The 19,393-nt window shown below is 72.2% G+C and carries 12 protein-coding genes; 10 read left to right on the top strand and 2 right to left on the bottom strand.

Annotated features, from left to right (window positions below; genetic code table 11):
* Window positions 1–99: 99 nt before the first annotated feature.
* Window positions 100–951, top strand: coding sequence for a PhzF family phenazine biosynthesis protein (locus tag WMF43_RS12780; protein WP_437680158.1), 852 nt, complete (start codon window positions 100–102; stop codon window positions 949–951).
* 60 nt (window positions 952–1,011) lie between these two features.
* Here the strand turns inward: WMF43_RS12780 and WMF43_RS12775 are convergent, their stop codons facing one another.
* Complete coding sequence (locus WMF43_RS12775) at window positions 1,012–1,758, bottom strand: hypothetical protein (protein ID WP_437680156.1); 747 nt, start codon at window positions 1,756–1,758, stop codon at window positions 1,012–1,014.
* Window positions 1,759–2,396: 638 nt separating this feature from the next.
* Between WMF43_RS12775 and WMF43_RS12770 the strand changes: the two genes are divergently transcribed.
* The 8 genes from WMF43_RS12770 (at window position 2,397) to WMF43_RS12735 (ending at window position 13,369) form a co-directional block, all read left to right on the top strand.
* The gene (locus WMF43_RS12770) at window positions 2,397–2,834 is read left to right on the top strand and encodes a nucleotide triphosphate diphosphatase NUDT15 (protein WP_437680154.1); all 438 of its coding nucleotides are present in this window, start codon (window positions 2,397–2,399) and stop codon (window positions 2,832–2,834) included.
* Window positions 2,835–2,963: 129 nt separating this feature from the next.
* The gene (locus tag WMF43_RS12765; RefSeq protein ID WP_437680152.1) at window positions 2,964–3,767 is read left to right on the top strand and encodes a metal-dependent hydrolase; all 804 of its coding nucleotides are present in this window, start codon (window positions 2,964–2,966) and stop codon (window positions 3,765–3,767) included.
* 292 nt (window positions 3,768–4,059) lie between these two features.
* Window positions 4,060–5,559, top strand: a complete 1,500-nt coding sequence (locus tag WMF43_RS12760; RefSeq protein WP_437680150.1) for a protein kinase domain-containing protein — start codon at window positions 4,060–4,062, stop codon at window positions 5,557–5,559.
* 91 nt (window positions 5,560–5,650) lie between these two features.
* On the top strand, window positions 5,651–6,895 hold the full coding sequence (locus WMF43_RS12755; protein ID WP_437680148.1) for an ATP-binding protein: 1,245 nt from the start codon (window positions 5,651–5,653) through the stop codon (window positions 6,893–6,895).
* A gap of 187 nt (window positions 6,896–7,082) precedes the next feature.
* Window positions 7,083–8,231: an acyltransferase family protein gene (locus WMF43_RS12750; RefSeq protein WP_437680147.1), complete on the top strand. Its 1,149-nt coding sequence runs from the start codon at window positions 7,083–7,085 to the stop codon at window positions 8,229–8,231.
* Window positions 8,232–8,398: 167 nt separating this feature from the next.
* On the top strand, window positions 8,399–9,505 hold the full coding sequence (locus WMF43_RS12745; RefSeq protein ID WP_437680145.1) for a glycosyltransferase family 4 protein: 1,107 nt from the start codon (window positions 8,399–8,401) through the stop codon (window positions 9,503–9,505).
* Between the two features lie 92 nt (window positions 9,506–9,597).
* Window positions 9,598–11,169, top strand: a complete 1,572-nt coding sequence (locus WMF43_RS12740; protein ID WP_437680143.1) for a heparinase II/III domain-containing protein — start codon at window positions 9,598–9,600, stop codon at window positions 11,167–11,169.
* 19 nt (window positions 11,170–11,188) lie between these two features.
* On the top strand, window positions 11,189–13,369 hold the full coding sequence (locus tag WMF43_RS12735; RefSeq protein ID WP_437680141.1) for a bi-domain-containing oxidoreductase: 2,181 nt from the start codon (window positions 11,189–11,191) through the stop codon (window positions 13,367–13,369).
* A 307-nt stretch (window positions 13,370–13,676) separates the two neighbouring features.
* Here the strand turns inward: WMF43_RS12735 and WMF43_RS12730 are convergent, their stop codons facing one another.
* On the bottom strand, window positions 13,677–15,263 hold the full coding sequence (locus WMF43_RS12730; RefSeq protein ID WP_437680139.1) for a glycoside hydrolase family 43 protein: 1,587 nt from the start codon (window positions 15,261–15,263) through the stop codon (window positions 13,677–13,679).
* Between the two features lie 765 nt (window positions 15,264–16,028).
* On the opposite strand from WMF43_RS12730, the gene WMF43_RS12725 reads away from it, so the two are divergent.
* The gene (locus tag WMF43_RS12725; protein ID WP_437680137.1) at window positions 16,029–19,352 is read left to right on the top strand and encodes a beta-propeller domain-containing protein; all 3,324 of its coding nucleotides are present in this window, start codon (window positions 16,029–16,031) and stop codon (window positions 19,350–19,352) included.
* The last annotated feature ends 41 nt before the right edge of the window (window positions 19,353–19,393 follow it).

Raw genomic sequence — 19,393 nt, 5'->3', positions numbered from 1 at the left:
GACGGTCGTCCAGCCAGGACTGGAGCGCTCCACTCCGGGGTCAGCCGCTTCACCGCTTCCGCGATGGACTGCGCAGCACGGCCGCGGTAGTCGATCGCAATGAGTCTTCGGATCACCCAGGTCGATGCGTTCACGGCGAAGCCGTACCGCGGCAATCCGGCGGCGGTCTGCGTGTTGCCCGAGGCGCGCCCGGCGGCGTGGATGCAGGCGGTCGCGCGCGAGATGAACCTGTCCGAGACGGCCTTCCTGGTCGGCCGCGACGACGGCGGCTACGACCTCCGCTGGTTCACGCCGACGGTGGAGGTCGCGCTGTGCGGGCACGCCACGCTGGCGAGCGCGCATGTCCTCTGGGAGACAGGCCTGCTCGCGCGGGACGTTCAGGCCCGCTTCTCCACGCAGAGCGGCCCGGTCACCGCGACGCGCCGCGACGGCGGGTGGATCGAGCTCGATTTCCCGGCGAAGCGCGAGGAGAAGGCGGCGACGCCGCCGGGCCTGGAGGAGGCGCTGCGCGTGAAGGCGCTCTACGTCGGCAGGAGCGCGTTCGACTACCTCGTGCTGGTGAGCTCGGAGGACGAGGTCCGCGCCGCGCGCCCCGACTTCGGCCTGCTCGCGACGTTGCCGGTGAGGGGCGTCATCGTGACCAGCCGGAGCTCGTCCAGGGACTTCGATTTCGTCTCGCGCTTCTTCGCGCCCGCCGCGGGCGTCAACGAGGATCCGGTGACCGGATCCGCCCATTGTTGCCTGACGCCGTTCTGGGCGGGGCGCCTCGGCAAGACGGAGATGACCGCGTACCAGGCCTCCGCGCGCGGGGGCGTGGTGCGGGTGCGCCTGCGCGGCGACCGCGTCGATCTCGGCGGCCAGGCGGTCACGATCATGGAGGGCGAGCTCCGGGCGGAGCCGAACATCCGGGGAGAGGACGCGCCCATCTCCGAGGGTCGGCCTGCGCGCTGATCCACGCTCCGGCTGGGCGCCGCCAGCTCGGCTGGGAGCCGTCAGCTCGGCTGGGAGCCGTCAGCTCGGTTGAATCACGAGCGGCAGGGGCACGGTCTGCGCCTGGAAGAGGGGCCGCCCGTCGCGCGACAGGAGCGCGCCCTTCGCCGCAGCGCCCGCCGCCGCGCGCGGGCGGGCCGGGCGCGTCGGTTTTTCCTGCGGCGCGGGCGCGGCGGCAGCGGGCGTGGCCGCGTCGACCGCGGGCGCGGGCGCGGCGGCAGCGGGCGCGTCGACCGCGGGCGCGGCGGAGAGCTCCACCGGAGCTTCCCAGGCGTTCCGGGTTCCCCCCGCCTCGTTGGCCTGGAAGAACACGGCGCGGAGCGCCCTCCCCTCCACGTCCGTTTCGATCGCCATCATCCAGAACCACGGGCCGTCCGGCTCGTCGGGTTGCCCCATGAACGAGAACGCCATCTGGCGGGGCTCCGAGCGGCGGTTGTGCTCGATGCGGGCCGCCTCGAGGTGCCGCTGCGACGGTTTGTCGGCGGGGCCGCGGTACACGCGCACGGCGACGCCCTCGATGAGCGGCATCAGGTACAGGCCGTCCCGGTGGACCGAGAGCCAGGGGTGTTTGCCGCTCTCGGCGAGCCGGCAGAGGGCGTGGCCGAGCCGCTCGTGCGCCTTGCAACCGATACCCCAGCTCGTGTCGCCTTCCTCGCGGTTCGCCTCGCTGAACGCCTTGTTGCGGACGTTGACCGCGGTCTGCGCCAGAAGGACAAGCCGGCTCTGGTCCAGGGCAGGATTCAGCTCCCAGGGGAGGAAAACGTCCATCGGGACTGGCACGGTACGCGCGTTCACTCAAAAGTCAAATGGGAAGTGGCGGTCTTGGGGGGGTTCCGAGCGGCGCCGCGCCGGCGGGTGGGTCCGCGCTCGCCGACGTGGCGCGGGCGGGCGCTGGCCAATCGGCAAGACTGGGACGAGGGAGCTTGCGCTGAGAACACCGCCCGGCATGTCTCCCTTCGGGCCTCGCCAGCTGGGACGTCTCGTTGCGCGCCACACGAGGCGCGCCTGGGACCTCGAGCCCTCTGGGAGATTATGGCACCTCGGTCGGTGCTCGGCGCGCCCGCCCGCGCCACGTCGGCGAGCGCGGACCCACCCGCCGGCGCTCACCGTCGGAGCCGGGGTGGGGGAGGCGTGAATTCCATGGAGATACCGTAGGCCCCCTGAGAGGGTGTTCGTGGGGCGGCGCGGGGGACGGGCCGTGTTTGAGCCTGAGACGTCCTCTCTCCGGCGTGCGCAGCGCGCCGGGGAGAGGACGTCTCAGGCGAGTTCGGCGGGGCCCCCGCGCCGCCCCACGAACACCCTCTCAGGGGGCCGGGCAGCTCGATCCAAGGCCCCCGCCCCCAGCGCCGCCCGTGTGCTAGAGGGCCGGCCGCGCGCCGCGGCGCGCTGGGAAGAGGAGGCGTCCCGTGGGAGAGGCGATCGTCAGGAACAACACCGCAGAGCGGCCGCAGGTGGGCGTGGGCGTCATGCTGATGCGCAAAGGACACGTGCTCCTCGCGCGGCGGCGCGGCAGCCACGGCGACGGCAGCTACTCGTGGTGCGGCGGGCACCTCGAGCTCGGCGAGTCGATCGAGGACTGCGCACGGCGCGAGGTGCGCGAAGAGAGCGGCCTCGTCGTCAAGAAGCTCTCCTTCCTGTGCCTGAGCAACATCATCGCCTACGGGAAGCACTACGTGGACATCCAGATGCTCGCAGAAGAGTTCGAGGGCGAACCCGAGGAACGCGAGCCCCACAAGATCGCCGGCTGGGGGTGGTACCCGCTCGACGCGCTGCCCTCGCCGCTCTTCCGCCCCGTGGAGCTCGCCATCGCGAGCTACCGCAGCGGCAAACACTACAACCCGTGACCGCCCGCCCGGCCGCTATTGACTTCTGTTCAATAGCTGCTAGGGTGCTCCTCGGCTCATTCCCTGGGCGCGCTGGAGGTCCCGGTCGGGCGCCTCGGGGCGCGGCCTGGGCAGGAGGAGGAAACCACGATGGTCGCCGAGCAATCGACCTTCACGCCGCGCAAGCCGCCCGTGTCGTTCGAGGAGGGGCTCCCGCGCCACTGGCTCGGGGGCGCCGCGGTGCCGACCCACGTCGCCAACGCGGTCAACCTGCTTTTTCCCGCGGGGGAGCGCTTCTTCATCCGGAGCGTCGCGCGCTACGCAGACCGGATCCACGACCCGGCGCTGCGCGCGCAGATGAAGGCGTTCTTCGGGCAGGAGGGCCACCACGCGAAGGCGCACGAGCGGTTCTTCGAGCTGCTCCGGGAGCAGGGCTATGAGATCGACCGGTTCCTCCGCGCCTACGAGCGCGTCGCCTACGACGGCATCGAGCGCCTGTGCTCGCCAGAGCTGCGGCTCTCGGTCACCGCGGCGCTCGAGCACTACACCGCGCTCATGGCGGAGGGCGCGCTCTCGGCCGGGACGCTCGACACGGCCCATCCGACCGCGAAGGCGCTCCTGCTCTGGCACGCTGCCGAGGAGATCGAGCACAAGACCGTGGCCTTCGACGTGCTGAAGACCGTGAACCCGAGCTACTCGCTCCGGATTCGAGGCTTCGCGCTCGCGACGCTCACGCTCGCGATGTTCTGGATCGCCGCGCTCGTCGTCCTGCTCCCGCAGGAGCTCGGCCGCGGCGAGCGGGCCCCGCGCCGCGATTTCAAGAGGCGCCACTCCGTGCTGAAAAACGTGTTCCTCCGCGGGCTACGCGAGTATGTGCGCCGCGACTTCCACCCTTCCCAGAACGACAACTTCCACCTCGCGAAGGCCTACCTCGCGGAGATCGGGGCCGCCTGAGCGGGGCCCGCGGCCGCGCGCGGCGCCCGCAGAGGCCGCCGCAGCCGAGCCGCTCCTCCTGCGGCGCCGGCGAGCGCCCGAGCGCTGAGCTCGCCGACCGGGCCAGGCGCTGGACCGAACGCGATCCCGACACACAGTTGACATTGTACTTGACGCCGCGCGGGAGCATCTTCAGCACGGGCGGCGGTCGACGGCCACGCGCCGTCGGACAGCGGCGCACACATTGCTCCGCGTCTTTCGAACTTGTCACTCGTCGTTGATAGGCATGGGCCAGGCACGTATCATGCGCTCCATGGTAGACGCGGCGGACGGCCCGCCTGGCCTCAGCTCCGGCAGCGAGAACGGCGGCGGTCCCCGGACACCGCTCCCGCCCGACACCGCGGATACGCTGCCCGGCGTCGACACCGTGGTGCGCGACCGGTCTCCCGGGCGCCCGGAGCCGCTCGTCGAGCGGTACGGCGACAGCTCGACGCTCAGCGATGAAGAGCTCGCGCTGGCCGCAACCCGATCGAGCATGCACGAGGGCGGCGCCGCAATTCAGGTGCCTCCCGACGGGAGTTTACTGGGTGGCGTCTATCGCGTCATCGGGCGGCTCGGCGAAGGCGCCATGGGCGTCATCCTGCTGGCGCGCGACGAGCAGCTCCAGCGGGACGTCGCGATCAAGCTGCTCCGGCCCGAGCAGCTCGACAACGCGCAGATGCAGGCCCGGCTGCTCGCCGAGGCGCGGGCGATGGCGCGCGTCCACCACCCGAACGTCGTGGAGATCTACGCGTTCGGCGAGTACGGAAATGCTCCTTACTTTGTGATGCAGTACGTGCCCGGGGTGACGCTCGACACCTACGTGCACGGCAAGGGCGGCCGGCTCGGCCTCGACGAGGCGCTGAGCATCCTGGACCAGGCCTGCCTGGGCGTCGGGGCGATCCACGCGTCCGGCATCGCGCACCGCGACGTCAAGCCGAGCAACATCCTCGTGGGCAGCGCGCTGCGCGTGGTCGTGGCCGATCTCGGCCTCGCGAAGCGGATCCCCCGCGGCGACCGGATCGAGCTCGCCTTCTCCGGCACCCCGGCGTACCTGGCGCCCGAGGTGGCGCTGGGGCGGCAGCTCGATCCGGCGCTGCTGCCGCGGATCGACGTCTACGCGCTCGGGGTGGTCGCTTACTTTCTGCTCGCGGGCCGCCTGCCCTTCCAGAGCTCGAGCACGATCGACCTCGTCATGCAGCACGCGTATCAGCCGCCGGTCCCGCCGAGCGAGCTCTGCCCTGACCTCCCGGCGTCGTTCGACGCGCCCGTGCTCGCCGCGCTGGCCAAGGAACCCGAGCAGCGCACGGCGAGCGCCGACGCGCTGCGCGAGGCGCTGCTCGACGCGCGCAGCTCCCTCCCGACGTACGCGCCCACGACGCGCATCATGGTCGCCGACGACAGCCCGGCGTTCCGCACCTTCCTCAGCAACGTGCTCGCCCAGGCGCTGCCCGGCGCGCTGATCGAGACCGCGCCGGACGGCTCGGCGGCGCTCGCCGCGATCGAGGCGAACCCTCCGGCGCTCGGCGTGTTCGACCTCGACATGCCCGGCCTCGACGGGATCGCGCTGACGGCCGCGGTGCGGAAGCTGCCGCGGGGGGGCGACTTCCCGATCATCGTGGCGACCGGGACCGGGGGCGCGGCCGACTGGCAGTGCCTGTCGCGCCTCGGCGCCTCGGCGTTCCTCGTCAAGCCGTTCGACGCGGGGCAGCTCATCACCCTGGCGCGCGCGCTCGTCGGCGTCGCGAACGAGCAGAAGCGCCGGCCGCGATGACGACGATCATGACCGCGGCCGTCCAACGGCGCGGCGAGGGCCGGCGCGCGAGGGGCGATGTCCCGCCTGGCCGGCAGCGTCGAGGCTCCCGATGAACGACAGCGAGATCAAGGTCCTTCTGGTTGACGACGACGAGGTCGATCACCTCGTCACGCGGCGGCTCCTGCGCGAGGTGTCCCGGACCCGCTACGACGTGACGTGGCTGAGCACGTCGGACGAGGCGATCGACGCGCTGCTCGCCGGCGGCTACGACGTCTGCCTCCTCGACTACCGGCTCGACGCGCGCACCGGCCTCGACGTCGTGCACGAGGCGAACCACCTCGGCTGCACGATCCCGATCATCATGCTGACCGGCGTCGGCGACGAGGCGATCGACATGGCCGCGATGAGCGCCGGCGCCGCGGACTACCTGGTGAAGGGGCGGTTCGACGCGCAGATCCTGGAGCGCACGATCCGCTACGCCATCGAGCACAAGAGGAGCCAGCTCAAGCTCAAGCAGTACGCCGACACGCTCGAGGAGAGCAACCGGCAGCTCGTCCAGATGCACGAGGAGCTCGCGGCCAAGAACGCCGAGCTCATCCGGCTGAACGAGGAGAAGAACCGCTTCGTCGGTATGGCGGCCCACGACCTCAGGAACCCGCTGGGCGTCATCCTCGGCTACAGCGACTTCATGCTGATGACCCACCGGCGCGGGGCGCCCGGGTCCCTGCTCCAGGAGGGCGGCGTCGAGATCGTCGAGATGATCAGGAGCTCGAGCAAATTCATGCTCTCGCTCATCAACGATCTGCTCGACGTCTCGATGATCGAGCTCGGCAAGCTGAACCTCGACCGGAAGAGCACGGATGTCGTCCAGCTCGTCGAGTCGAACGTGGCGCTCAACATGGTGCTGGCCGGGCAGAAGAGCATGCGCCTCGTCGTGGAGAGCGACGAGCGCGTCCCGCGCGTGGACGTGGACGTCCACAAACTGGAGCAGGTGCTCAACAACCTCATCAGCAACGCGATCCATTACTCGCCGCCCGGCACGACCATCCGCGTGCGCGTCCGGAGCGCGCCCGCCGCCCCCGGGACCAGCGCGTCGGACACCGAGGTGATCGTCTCGGTCCAGGACGAGGGGCCCGGCATCGCGCCGGAGGACATCGGCAAGCTCTTCCGCCCGTTCGGCCGGGCGCGGACGGTCAGCACCGGCGGCGAGCGCTCCACGGGCCTCGGGCTCGCCATCGCGCAGCGCATCGTCGAGGGGCACGGCGGGCGCATCTGGGTCGAGAGCGTGGTCTCCCAGGGCGCGACGTTCTTCGTGGCGCTCCCCGTGTCGCCCGAGGCGAGCGCCGCGGGGTGACGGGGCGGCGCGGCGGCGCGCTGCCCTGCGACGGGAAGGCCGCCTACCTCACAGGGCACCCACGATAACCTCATCTTCTGCTCGATCCTCATGAGAGCTCCAGATCCCCTGTCCCGTCCTCCACGCGCGTGTCTCGCGCCGCGGGGCGAAGGGCGGTAACAGACACGGACCCCTCGCGGCGCCGCCCATGACGCAAGCCCTCGCCGAGCCCCTCACCCCGCCGCCGGAGGCGCGCCCCGCCGCCCGCATCGCGGCGCGCGAGAACAACTTCGATCTGGTGCGCATCCTCGCGGCCCTGCAGGTCGCGCTGTTCCACGCCAGCGCGCACATGAAGGTCCCGCCCGAGGGCGTGTGGGCGCACCTCGCCGAGGTGCTCCGGGTGTTCCCCGGCGTGCCGATCTTCTTCGTCGTGTCGGGCTTCCTGATCTCCGCGTCCTACGAGCGGAACCCCGACCTGCGCAGCTACTTCCGCGCGCGCCTGCTCCGGATTTACCCCGCGCTGTGGGTCTGCCTCGCGATCTCGCTGGCCGTCGCGGGCGCGTTCGGGTTCCTGCCGCCGGACGTCGTGCTCTCGCCGCATTTCGCGGCGTGGCTCGCCGGCCAGATCACCCTCGTGCAGTTCTACAACCCGCCGTTCCTGCGCGGGTTCGGCGTCGGCGTGCTCAACGGCAGCCTCTGGACGATCCCGGTCGAGCTCACCTTCTACGTCTGTGTCCCCGCCCTCTACGGCGCGCTCGTGCACGGGCGCGCGCGGCGCACCAGCAACGCGCTCCTCGGCCTCGTGGCGCTCGCCTCGTTCGCGGTGGGCTACGCGATGAGCACCGGCGCGTTCGACCCGCCCGAGGCGATGCGGACCAAGCTCGTGCAGGTCACCCTCGCGCCGCACCTCTACATGTTCCTCCTGGGGGTGCTCGCGCAGCGCAACTGGGACGTCGTCGAGCGCCTGCTCCGAGGGCGCTTCCTGCTCTGGATCGTGCTGTACACCGCCCTCGCCCTGGCGCTGCGGCAGGAGATCCTGGGGGGGCCGCTGCTCACCGCCCTCGCGCGGGTGATGCTGGCCGCCACGGTGCTCTCGGGTGCGTTCAGCGCGCCGTGGCTGAGCGCGAGGGCGCTTCGCCATCAGGACATTTCGTACGGCTTCTATCTCTACCACATGGTGATCATCAACGTGCTCGTCGAGCTCGGCCTCGTGGGCCGCCCCTCGTACGTGCTCGCGGCGCTCGGCGTCGCGGTGATCGCGGCGTTCGCGTCCTGGCGCCTCGTCGAGAAGCCCGCGCTCGCGCGCAAGGGCGGGCGGCCCGCGAAGCGGGAGGAGCACGCGCGGGCGGCGCCCTGAGCGGCCACGCGACCGCGCGCGGCGCGACGGGATCGCCGCGCAGGACAGGCTTGCGGCTCGGCGGAGGGCGGCTAGAGTGCCGCGCCCCTCCGGGGAATTTGCTTGCGCGACCGCGCACGGCGGGCACTTCGATGACGAGGAAACTTCGCGTCCTTTTCGTGGCCGGCTTGAAGCCCCTCGCCAACGGCGACACCGGGGGGCAGCTCGCCGCGGCCTCTTCGTTGATGAGCAGCCCGCTCGTGGATCACGTGGAGGTGATCCCGATGTCGACGACGATGCCCTCGTCGCCCCCGCCGCCCTTCGCGGTGCGGCTCGGGAGCGCGGCGCGCCGGCTCGCGACCTTCACCCGGCTGCTGCCCTCCGCGGACGTCGCGCTCATCTTCGCGTCGAGCGGCCTGAGCGTCGTGGAGAAGGGGCTCATGGGCGTCATCGCGAGCGCGTGCGGGCGCGGCGCGGTGCTCCGGTTCAGCACGGGCGCGATCGCGGACGAGTGCGAGCGCAGCCGCCTGATGCGGTGGTGGATGTCGCGCGTGGTCGAGAGCTGCCACGGCATCGTGGCGCAGGGGCCCTTCTGGGTGCGCTTCTTCGAGGCGTTCCCGGGCGGCCGCGGCAAGGTCGTCGAGATCCTGAACGCGATCCCGCTGATCGACCGCGAGCGGATCGCCCGGCGGGGCGCGCCGGGCAAGCGCATCGTGTACGTCGGGTGGGTCTACCGCCCGAAGGGCGTGTTCGACGCGCTCGACGCGCTCGAGAAGGTCCTCCGGCGGGTGCCCGACGCGACGCTCACGCTCATCGGCGGCGGCCGCGACGAGGCGGAGCTCCGCGCCGCGGCGGCGCAGAAGGGCATCGCGGCGCACGTGGACTGCAAGGGGTGGCTCCCGAAGGAGGAGGTGTTCGAGCACCTCCTGCGCTCGGACGTGTTCTTCCTGCCGAGCCACGCGGAGGGCCTGCCGAACGCGATGCTCGAGGCGATGTCCGCGGCGCTGCCGGTCGTGGCCACGCGCGTCGGCGCGATCGAGGACGTCGTGACGCCGGGCCGCGCGGGCTTCGTCACCGCGGTCGGCGACACGGACGCCATGGCCGACGCGCTCTGCACCCTGCTGGAGGACCCGGCGCTCGCGCGGGCCATGGGCGACGCGGGCCGCCGGCAGATCGAGCAGAACCACACCATCGACGTCGTCTGGCCGCGGTTCGCGGCGATCCTCGAGCGCGCCGCGCGCGCGGCCGGCCGCGACGTCTCGGTCGACCTCCCCGAGGCGGCCGGCGCCGGGTGAGCGCGGCACGAGGAGAGGGCGCGGCCGATGAGGATGCCGGACGTATCACATAACCACGAGGCGGCGCGCGCGATGAGGACCCCGGACCGGTCATGCAACCGCGAGGCGGCGTGCGCGCGATGAGCCTCTCGAGCCGCGCCGCGCGGATCGCGCGGACGGTGCGGTCGCTCCACCCGCTCCAGGTGCTCGCGCGCCCGGCGAGCCTGGCGCTCGCGCGCGCGATCCGCCGCACGCCGGGCGCGGGCGCTCCCCGGCTCCGCGCGGCCTGGCCGCCGGCCGACCCGTTCCTGCGCGCCTTCGCCGCGCGCGACCGCGCCCGGGCCGCCGCGCGCCTCGCGCGGCTGCCGCCGGGGGTCAAGCTGCGCGCCTACGAGGCGACGTACGGGTTCGAGCTGGTCGGCGACGACCCTCCCCCGCCGGGCGCCCTGCCGAGCGCGCCGGGCCTCGCGTTCGACCCCTACCCCGCGTCCGTGCGCGCGCGGCAGCTCGCCCTCGCGGCGCGGCTCGGCGCGCGCGGGGCCGGCCGCGAGGTCGAGCTCGCGCGGGCTTGCCGCGCGGTGCTCGTGCAGCCGGAGCTCCACCTGCTCGGCAACCACCTCCTCGAGAACGGCCTCGGGCTCGCGTGCGGCGGCGCCGCGGCGGAGGGGCTCGAGGCGGACGCGTGGTGGCGCGCCGGCTGCGCGCTGCTCGCGTGGCAGCTGCCGGAGCAGTTTCTCGCGGACGGCGGGCACTTCGAGGGCTCGGCCAGCTACCACCTCTGGCTGCTCACGGGGCTGCTCGAGGTGATCGAGCTCGCCGACGCCTCCGGGCGCGGCGCGCCGGATCTGTGGCGGGAGACGGCCCGGGCGGCGCTCGCGTGGGCGGCGGCGGTGCGCGCGCCGGACGGCACCTACCCCCTCTTCAACGACGCCGCGCTCGACGCCGCGCCCGCGCTCGACGACGTGCTCTCTCTCGGCGACGCGTGCGGCCTCTCGGTCTACCGCGGCGCGGCCGGCGAGGCGCGCGCGGCCAGCGAGGCGCGGGCGACGCTGCTCGACGCGACGGGCTGGGCGCTGCTCGCGGCGCCTGGCGCGTGGCTCGCGTTCGACGCGGGGCCGGACGGGGCGGCGTACCAGCCCGGCCACGTGCACGCGGACGCCCTCGGCTTCGAGCTCTGGGTGGACGGCGCGCGCGTGGTGGTCGACTACGGCATCGAGGCGTACGGCTACGGCCCGGACCGCACCGCGACGCGCTCGACCCGCGTGCACAGCACCGTGGAGATCGACGACACGGACTCCTGCGAGGTGTGGGACGGCTTCCGCGTCGGGCGCCGCGCCCGGGGGCGGCTGCTCGCGCTCGGCGCCGAGGGCGGGAGCGCCTGCGCCGAGGCGTCGCACGACGGCTACGCCTGGATGCCCGGCGGACCGGAGCACCGGCGGCGGCTCGTGCTGGAGCGCGGTCGGCTCGAGATCACGGACACGGTGACCGGCCCGTTCCGCCGCGCGGTCTCGCGCCTGCGGCTCGACGCCGGGGCCGCGGCGCGCCTCCGCGTGACCGCGGGCGGCGACCCCGCGCCGCCGAGCCCCGACCGGTGGTACCCGCGGCACGGCGACCCGCTGCCGGCGGTCGTGCACGCGCGGGAGATCCCCCCGGGCGGCGTGCTCCGCTGGGTTTTGGAGTGGTAGAGGCTCGAGGAGAATCGGCATGCGTCAGGTATCTCAGAGTTATCGGACCGGGAAGCTCGCGCTCGTGGACACGGCGGCGCCGCGGGCGCCCGCGGGCGGCGTCCTGGTGGACACCACGGTCTCGTTGATCTCGGCCGGCACGGAGCGCGCCATCGTCGACATGGCCCGCAAGAACCTGCTCGCGAAGGCCAAGGAGCGGCCGGATCTCGTCGCCAAGGTGTTCGACAAGGCGAAGCGCGAGGGCGTGCTCGCGGCCTTCGACGCGGTCCGGACCAAGCTCGACAACCCGATCCCGCTCGGCTACTCGCTCGCCGGCCGCGTCGCGGCGGTGGGCGCCGGCGCACAGGGGTTCACCCGCGGCGATCGCGTCGCGTGCGCGGGCGCCGGCTTCGCGAACCACGCGGAGATCAACGCGGTCCCGCTGAACCTCGTCGTGCCGGTGCCGGACGCGGTCACGGACGAGGAGGCCTCGTTCGTGACGGTGGGCGCGATCGCGCTGCACGGCGTGCGGCTCGCGCGGCCGACGCTCGGGGCGAGCGTCGTGGTGATCGGCCTCGGGCTGCTCGGGCAGATGGCGGTGCAGCTGCTCGCGGCGCACGGCTGCGACGTGATCGGCGTCGACATCGACCCGGCCAAGGTCGAGCGGGCGAAGGCGCGCGGGGCGGTGGCCGGCGCGGTGCCCACGAGCGAGGACCCGATCGAGGTGGTGCGCGCGCACACGCGCGGGCTGGGCGCGGACGCGGTGGTGATCACGGCCTCGTCGCCGACGAACGAGCCGCTGGTCACCGCCGGCGAGATGGCGCGCGATCGCGCGCGCGTCGTGATGGTCGGGCTGATGCCGCTCGAGGTGCCGCGCAAGACGTACTTCGACAAGGAGCTCGAGCTCGTCGTGTCGCGCAGCTACGGCCCCGGGCGCTACGATCCCGAGTACGAGGAGCGCGGCCGCGACTACCCGATCGGGTACGTGCGCTGGACCGAGCGGCGCAACTTCGAGGCGGTGCTGCGCGCGATCGAGACGAAGCGGCTCGACGTGAAGAGCCTGGTGACGCACCGCTTCGCCTTCGAGGACGCGCTCGACGCGTACGCGGTGGTGACCGGCGAGCGGCCGGAGCCGCACCTCGGCGTGCTCCTGACGTACCCGGCCGAGCGCGAGGAGCGCGCGACGAACGGCGCGAGCGCGGCCGCCGCCGCGCCGGCGGCGCACGTCCGGCGCGATCGGTCGACGCGGTCGACGTTAGGCGTGGCGATGGTGGGCACCGGGGCGTTCGCGACGAGCGTCCTCTTGCCGGCGCTCGCGAAGGTCTCCGGCGCGAAGCTCGTGGCGACGGTGTCCGGCCGGGGGCTCTCGGCGCGGCACGCGGCGGACCGGTTCGGCGCCGCGCACGTGCTGAGCGATCTCGACGCCGCGCTCGCGCTGCCGGAGGTCGACGCGGTGGTGATCGCGACGCGGCACGCGGGCCACGCGGCGCAGGCGGCGAAGGCGCTCGCCGCGGGCCGGGACGTGTTCCTCGAGAAGCCGGCGGCCATCGACGAGGCGCAGCTCGCAGAGCTCGCGGAGGCGGTGGCGGGCGCAAAGGGCCGCCTGCAGCTCGGGTTCAACCGGCGGTTCGCGCCGTTCGCGGTCGCGGTGCGGGAGGCGTTCGCGGGGCGGCGGGCCGGGCTCGTCATGGTCGCGCGCATCAACGCCGGCCGCATCCCCGGGACGAGCTGGATCGCGGACGCGGCCGAGAGCGGCGGGCGCATCATCGGCGAGGGCTGCCACTTCGTCGACCTGATGTCCTACTGGGCGGGCGCCGCGCCGGTCCGGGCGAGCGCGCACGGGCTCGGCGCGGAGGGCGCGTACCGCCGCGACGACAACGTCATCGCGACGCTGAGCTTCGCGGACGGCAGCGTCGGGACGTTGATCTACACGGCGATGGGCGACCCGAGCGTCCCGAAGGAGAGCTACGAGGTGTTCTGCGAGGGCAAGGTCGCGCAGATCTCCGACTGGCGAGCGCTCTCGGTGACCGAGCGCGGCAAGACGAGGACGACGCGCGCGCTGAAGGCGGACAAGGGGCACGCGGCGCAGCTCGAGGCGTTCGTGCGGGCGTGCAACGGCGACGGGCCGAGCCCGATCCCGTGGGCGAGCATCGAGGCGACGACGCGGGCGACGTTCGCGATCGAGCAGGCGCGGGTGGAGAACGTGGGCGTGGAGTTCTAGGAGGGGTTCCCGTGGGGGGCGCGCCGGCGGGTGGGGCCGCGCTCGCCGGCGGCGCGAGCGGGCGCTGGCCAATCGGCAAGACTGGGGCGGGGGAGCTTGCGCAGGGGACACCACCCGGCATGTCTCCCTTCGGGCCTCGCCAGCTGAGACGTTATGGTGCGCGCCACACAAGGCGCGCCTGGGACGCCGAGCCCGCTGGGAGCTTATGGCACCTCGGTCGGTGCTGGGCGCGCCCGCCCGCGCCACGCCGGCGAGCGCGGCCCCACCCGCCGGCGCTTGCGTCGAGGGGGGAGATGGGGAGAAGGACTCAGCGCTTCGGCGGGAGCTCGACGTAGTCGAGGTAATCGAAATCGGCGGGGGAGAAGGCGCCGGTGAGGTCGTGGGCGCAGAGGGCGGCGAAGGCGCCGGTGAAGCCGATGCCGAGGGAGGTGCGCTCGTCCGAGAGGAGCGACGCGTCCAGGACCGGGCCGAGCTCGTCGAAGCGCTCGCCGTCCGTCGAGCATGAGAACCGGAGATCCTTGCCGGCGAGATCGAAGCGAAGGTGGAGGCGGGGGGACGCGACGGGGAGCGGGCGGTCCGTCAGCCACGTCAGCTTGCCGTGCTCGCTGCCGAGGAGCGAGAGAGAACGGCCGACCCGCTCGTCGTGGCTGAGCAGCGCATAGAAGAAGTTCTCGTCGTCGTACATGCACATGAGCCCCGCCATCTGCTGGTACGAGGTCGGCTCGAACTCGAGGCACGTCTCCACGCGGCAGTGGATGGATTGCAGGCGACGGCCAACCACGCTCTGCCGGTGCAGCGACTGCGGCGACTCTCGGCCGCGCAGGCGCAGGAAGCCCGGGCGCTCGCGCAGCGAGATCCAGCGCTCGTCGGGCACGTCGCGCAGCACCTGGTAGTCGACCCCCAGCGCGTCCCGGTCGAAGTCGTCGCGCGCCGGGGGCGCCTCGAACGGGTGCGCCGGAAGGCGGGGCGCTTGCACACGCGCGGCCGGCGCGGGCGGGCGCGGCGCGTCGAGCGCAAGCCAGCCGCTGTCGGTCCAGCGCACCCGCTGCAGCGCCGTCTCGCGGCCGAGGATGCAACGGCGCTCGCCCGGGAGCGGCCTGCCGCACAGGTGCGCCAGGTACCACTCGCCCGTCGCGGTCTCGACCAGACAGCCGTGCCCGGCCTTCTGGAGCTCGAGGCCGGGATCATGGACAGACGTCAGGAGCGGCGCGCCGGGGTCGACCTCATAAGGCCCTTCGATGCGGCGAGCGCGCGCCACCGTCGCGGCGTGCTCGTACGCCGTGCCGCCCTCGGCCACGAGGAGGTAGTAGTAGTCCCCGCGCCGGTAGAGGTGCGGCCCCTCGGTGCACGAACGGCCGCTGCCGGAGAAGATCCAGCGACGCTCTCCGATGAGCCGGCGCTGCTGCAGGTCGACCTCCTGCAGCACGATGCCGGGAAACTGGTTGTTGCCGGGGCGGTGATCCCACAGCATGTTGACGAGCCACGCCCGGCCGTCGGTGTCGTGGAAGAGCGAGGGATCGAAGCCGCCCCGGTTCAGCGCGGCGGGCTCGGACCAGGGCCCCTCGATGCTGGTCGCGGTGACCAGGTAGTTGTGCGCGTCCACGAAGCCGCGGCCCCAGCACTTGACGTCGGTGTAGACGAGATAGAACACCCCGGAAGCGTGGGTGAGGCAAGGCGCCCAGACGCCACCGGACCGCGGATTGCCGAGCAGGTCGAGCTGCGAGCGGCGGTCCAGGGCGTAGCCGACGGGCCGCCAGTGCCGGAGATCACGGCTGTGGTGGAGCCGCACGCCCGGGAACCACTCGAAGGTGGACGTCGCGATGTAATAGTCGTCCCCCACCCGGACGATGGAGGGATCCGGGTGAAAGCCCCGGAGTATCGGGTTGTCGATCATGCTCGCTCCGGTCTCGTGAGGCTGGCTCCGGCCTGCGTGATGAGAGTGTCGCCCTGTGACCCGCCTGCGCGAGGTCGAGCGGACGATACGCGCAGGAGGGGACGGAGCGCAACCGCGCCGCGCGCGGCCCGCGGGTCGAGGAGCGAGGCGCTCCCCCGCGGGAGCGGCGCGCTGCGGCCGAGCGCCCTCCGTGGACTCCTCGTCTACGCCGTCGTGGTGGCTCCCTACAAGATGACGTGTCGGCTAGGGGTTCCTTGCCAGCAGCGCGTGAGCCTCGGACAACGCGGACTGCTGTGCTGCGATAGACCCCGAGATCTCGGTGGAGCCACTGTGCACGTCGTTCAGTGACCGTCGAGCTCTGAGAACGGCTCGCTCGTGGAGCTTCTTGAGGGGTGTGGTCACGTAGCTGCCCCTGTGCGCAAGCCGCGCTCGCCTCCGCTCACCCACCGCGCCGGACGCCGCGCTGCCGTCCTTCCCATAACCGCCACGTCTCCGTTCCGTCACATCATTCCACATTGAGTAAACCGTCCAGCCATTGGATAATCCGCGCGGTGCAACTCCACGGTCCACGGAGACGCGAGACCGACGAGGCGCAGCGCCGTCGCGGGCTGCGCCTCGCCCGAGCGGGTCTTCCGCCCCCGACCAGGGGATCCAGCGCGTCGACGATCCTGTGATCGCGACGCGCAGACCGCGGCTGACGACGGGCGACATGCCTTGATGTGCGCAGGTTCCACACCTCGGGAGAGGTGGCGTGAGGAGGGTGCGGTGGCGAAGAGATCTCGTTTCAGAGGTGCGCTCGCGGCGCAGGCCAGCGTGATGGCCGCGCTCCTTGTGCTGTTCGGACAGGGGTGCGGCGCCGACAAGGATCCCCCCGACGTGGATGAGACCCCGACGGGCGAGGAGACCCCGCCGCCGGACAAGCCTGACGAGCCGGACACGCCGGACACGCCAGACAATCCGGACGAGCCCGATGAGCCCGATGAGCCCTCGACGCCACAGGGGCAGACGACCTTCACGTCGGCCGATGAGCCCTTCACCGAGGGTTACCTCGGCGAGGAGGAAGAGGAAGAAGAAGAGGAGGAAGAGGAAGAAGAAGAGGAGGAAGAGGCGCGCGAGCTCGAGGAGGGCGACATCTACCGCGTCCTCGGCGACGGACACCTCCTCAACCTCAACTCGTACCGCGGCCTCCAGGTCATCGACATCCACGACCTCACGAACCCGCAGTTCGTCGGCGAGCTGCAGGTCGCCGGCACGCCGGTCGAGATGTACGTCGTCGGCGACCGCGCGGTCGTCCTCCTCAACGACTGGGGCGGATACCAGGTCAAGGCCGACGGCTTCACCGTGGAGCGGCGCACCGGCGGGACCGTCCTGATGATCGACATCGCCGATCCCGAAGCGCCCGAGCTCATGTCGCAGGTCTACGTCCCGGGCGCGATCACGACGAGCCGCCTCGCGCGCGGCACGACGGAGAACGCGCTCTACGTCGCCGCCAACACGTCGGAGCTGGTCGAGATCTCCCCCGGGTCCTGGCAGTACGTCAACAAGACCGTGGTCAAGAGCTTCGACGTCGCGAGCGAGGGGCTCCTCCAGCGCACCGAGCTCGAGCTCGGCGACACCGTGACCGCCATCCACGCCGAGGCGGACGTGCTCCTCGTGGCGCGCAGCAGCTCCAACTGGTCGGATGAGTCCAGCCAGATCTCGGTCATCGACATCTCCGAGCGCGACGGATCCATGACGCTGCGCGACACCGTCACCGCCGCCGGCTACGTGCGCTCGCAGTTCCACATGGATTTCCGCGACGACATGCTGCGGGTCTTCTCCGGCCCGAGGTGGAGCGGCACCTCGAGCCACCTCGAGACCTGGAGCGCCGCCGATCCCGACGACATCGTGCCGATCGACAGCGAGGAGTTCGGCACCGGACAGTCGCTGTTCGGGGCCGTCTTCCTCGACGACAGGGCGTTCGCGGTCACCTACCTGCGCCAGGATCCCTTCCACGCCTTCTCGATCGACCCGACCGGGAACATCGTCGAAGAGAGCGAGTTCGTCGTCTCCGGGTGGAACAACTTCTTCCGCCCGGTCCTCGGCGCGACCCGCCTCATCGGCATCGGCGTGAACGATGAGAACGGCCGCAAGCTCGCGGCCAGCCTCTACGACATCACCGATCTGACCAGCTCGGATCCCCTCGTGGCGCGCACCGAGGTGGGCGGCGACAGCGACGGCTGGAGCTGGTCCGAGGCCGACTGGGATCACCGCGCCTTCGCCGTGCTCGACGACGCCGTGGACACGGCGGCGCCGACAGGGGAGGTCGAGAAGGGGCTCGTCCTCCTGCCGTTCTCGACGAGGCGGTGGGTGGACAACGTCCGCCAGCCCTTCTACGGCGTCCAGATCTTCACCTACTCGGACACCACCCTGACCCGCCGCGGCGTGATGGATCACGGCACCCCCGTTCGCCGCACGTTCCGCGTTGCGCCTCAGGCCGGGGCCAACGTGTCCGATCAGGAGCTCTCGCTGTACGACCAGAGCGATCTCGACAGCCCCGAGGAGCGCGGCCGCCTCGAGCTCGCCCCGGACTACACGAAGGTCTTCGCGTTCGGTGATTACCGCGTGCGCATGAAGCGCCCGACCGAGCTTTACTGGACCTGGAGCTCGAACCAGAAGCTCGAGGCGGAGGTCGTCCCGAGCACCGGGGTGACCCAGCTCGCCGCGCCGGTGGCGCGCTTCGAGCTGCCGCTCGACGCGCAGATCTACCAGGTCGGCGACCTGCTCGTGACCCTGACCTCCACCTTCGAGAACTGGGTGGGCAAGGTGACGCACATCGAGGTCTACGACCTGTCCGATCCGACCGCGCCCCGCAAGGCGGGCACGCTCGACACGAGCGATCTGCCCCCGACCGGGGCCTACTACGCCGGAGGGTCGTCGTTCCCGACGGTGCATGTCGCGAAGGACGCCCTCGCCTTCCTGCGCGTCATCGGCCACACGCAGGACCTCGGCGTCGGCTGGGAGTGCCGCACACACGCCGTCGCGGGCGCGACCTGCTTCGGCCAGGAAGGCTGCACGTACTGGGCGGGCCAGCGGTCCTGCCGCCGCATCGGCGACGACGAGTACTGCAACGGCGGGTTCGCCGAGTGCACGGATCACGCGGGCGCGGACACGACCTGCACGCCGGTCGACATCGGCCGGGACGACGTCCCGGGGGTCACCCAGACGTACTGCTACGAGTACGTGCCCCGCCGCCGCTGGGCGCAGCTCGACGTCCACGTGGTCGATCTCTCCGACCCGGAGAACCCGACCCTCGCGCCGGCCCTCGCGCTGCCGCCGGCGGACGAGGCCGTGAACGTGATCAACGAGGATGGCCAGCTGTTCTTCAACGTCAAGCGCTCGGTCGGGGCCCCGGACGACCCGCGCCCGCACACGCAGTACTTCCTCACGCCGCTCGATCTGACCGACCCGTCGCAGCCCGCGCTCGCGCCGTCGATCAACGTGCCCGGCCAGGTCCTCTCGGTGAAGGGCTCGACGATCTTCGCGAGCGACAAGGTGTGGGGCGAGCAGTTCATCGAGACGGCGATCGCGCGGCTCGAGCTGCACGAGGGGCTCGCGTACCTGAGGGACTACCGGCAGTTCCCGAACCGTCAGGTCAACGCGATCGCGGTCGACGATCGCGGCCTGCCCGTCCTGACCCACAGCCTGATCTGGCAGCCGGCGAACACGTGGTACGGCTGGGACGCGAACCAGAAGATGGTCACGCTGGCGCCCGTCCCCGCGGAGGAGGCGCCGCCTCCGTCGCCGGAGGAGCCGGGGGATCCCCCGGCCCCCAGCGCGTTCAACGTGCTCTCCGAGGTGCGCGTCGGGACGTGGGCGGCGCTGCGCGACACCGCCGACAGCCGCGCCCTGCTCGAGGTCCCCGGCGGCGTGCTGGCGATCTCCCTCGAGCAGCCCGAGCAGCCCAAGGCGCAGGCGTTCTTCCCCACCTGGGGCTGGCCGGAGGCGTTCGTGGTCAGCGGGGAGGAGGTCCTGTTCGCCGCAAGCTACTACGGCATTCACCAGCTCAACCGCGACACGGTGAGCCTCATCCCCTACTCCAGCGAGTAGCGACCGCGGACCGCGCCCCCTGCCGAGCCAGCGCGCCGGCG

The organism is Sorangium sp. So ce131, assembly GCF_051519095.1.
Classification (GTDB): Bacteria; Myxococcota_A; Polyangia; order Polyangiales; family Polyangiaceae; genus Sorangium.
This window is presented reverse-complemented; position numbering and strand designations above follow the sequence as displayed.

Excerpts from the sequence above, each read along its gene's own strand:
- WMF43_RS12750 (WP_437680147.1), top strand. The coding sequence starts at position 7,083 with ATGACGCAAGCCCTCGCCGAGCCCCTCACCCCGCCGCCGGAGGCGCGC.
- WMF43_RS12765 (WP_437680152.1), top strand. The coding sequence starts at position 2,964 with ATGGTCGCCGAGCAATCGACCTTCACGCCGCGCAAGCCGCCCGTGTCG.
- WMF43_RS12730 (WP_437680139.1), bottom strand. The coding sequence starts at position 15,263 with ATGATCGACAACCCGATACTCCGGGGCTTTCACCCGGATCCCTCCATC.
- WMF43_RS12760 (WP_437680150.1), top strand. The coding sequence starts at position 4,060 with ATGGTAGACGCGGCGGACGGCCCGCCTGGCCTCAGCTCCGGCAGCGAG.
- WMF43_RS12775 (WP_437680156.1), bottom strand. The coding sequence starts at position 1,758 with ATGGACGTTTTCCTCCCCTGGGAGCTGAATCCTGCCCTGGACCAGAGC.
- WMF43_RS12735 (WP_437680141.1), top strand. The coding sequence starts at position 11,189 with ATGCGTCAGGTATCTCAGAGTTATCGGACCGGGAAGCTCGCGCTCGTG.
- WMF43_RS12755 (WP_437680148.1), top strand. The coding sequence starts at position 5,651 with ATGAACGACAGCGAGATCAAGGTCCTTCTGGTTGACGACGACGAGGTC.
- WMF43_RS12740 (WP_437680143.1), top strand. The coding sequence starts at position 9,598 with ATGCAACCGCGAGGCGGCGTGCGCGCGATGAGCCTCTCGAGCCGCGCC.
- WMF43_RS12780 (WP_437680158.1), top strand. The coding sequence starts at position 100 with ATGAGTCTTCGGATCACCCAGGTCGATGCGTTCACGGCGAAGCCGTAC.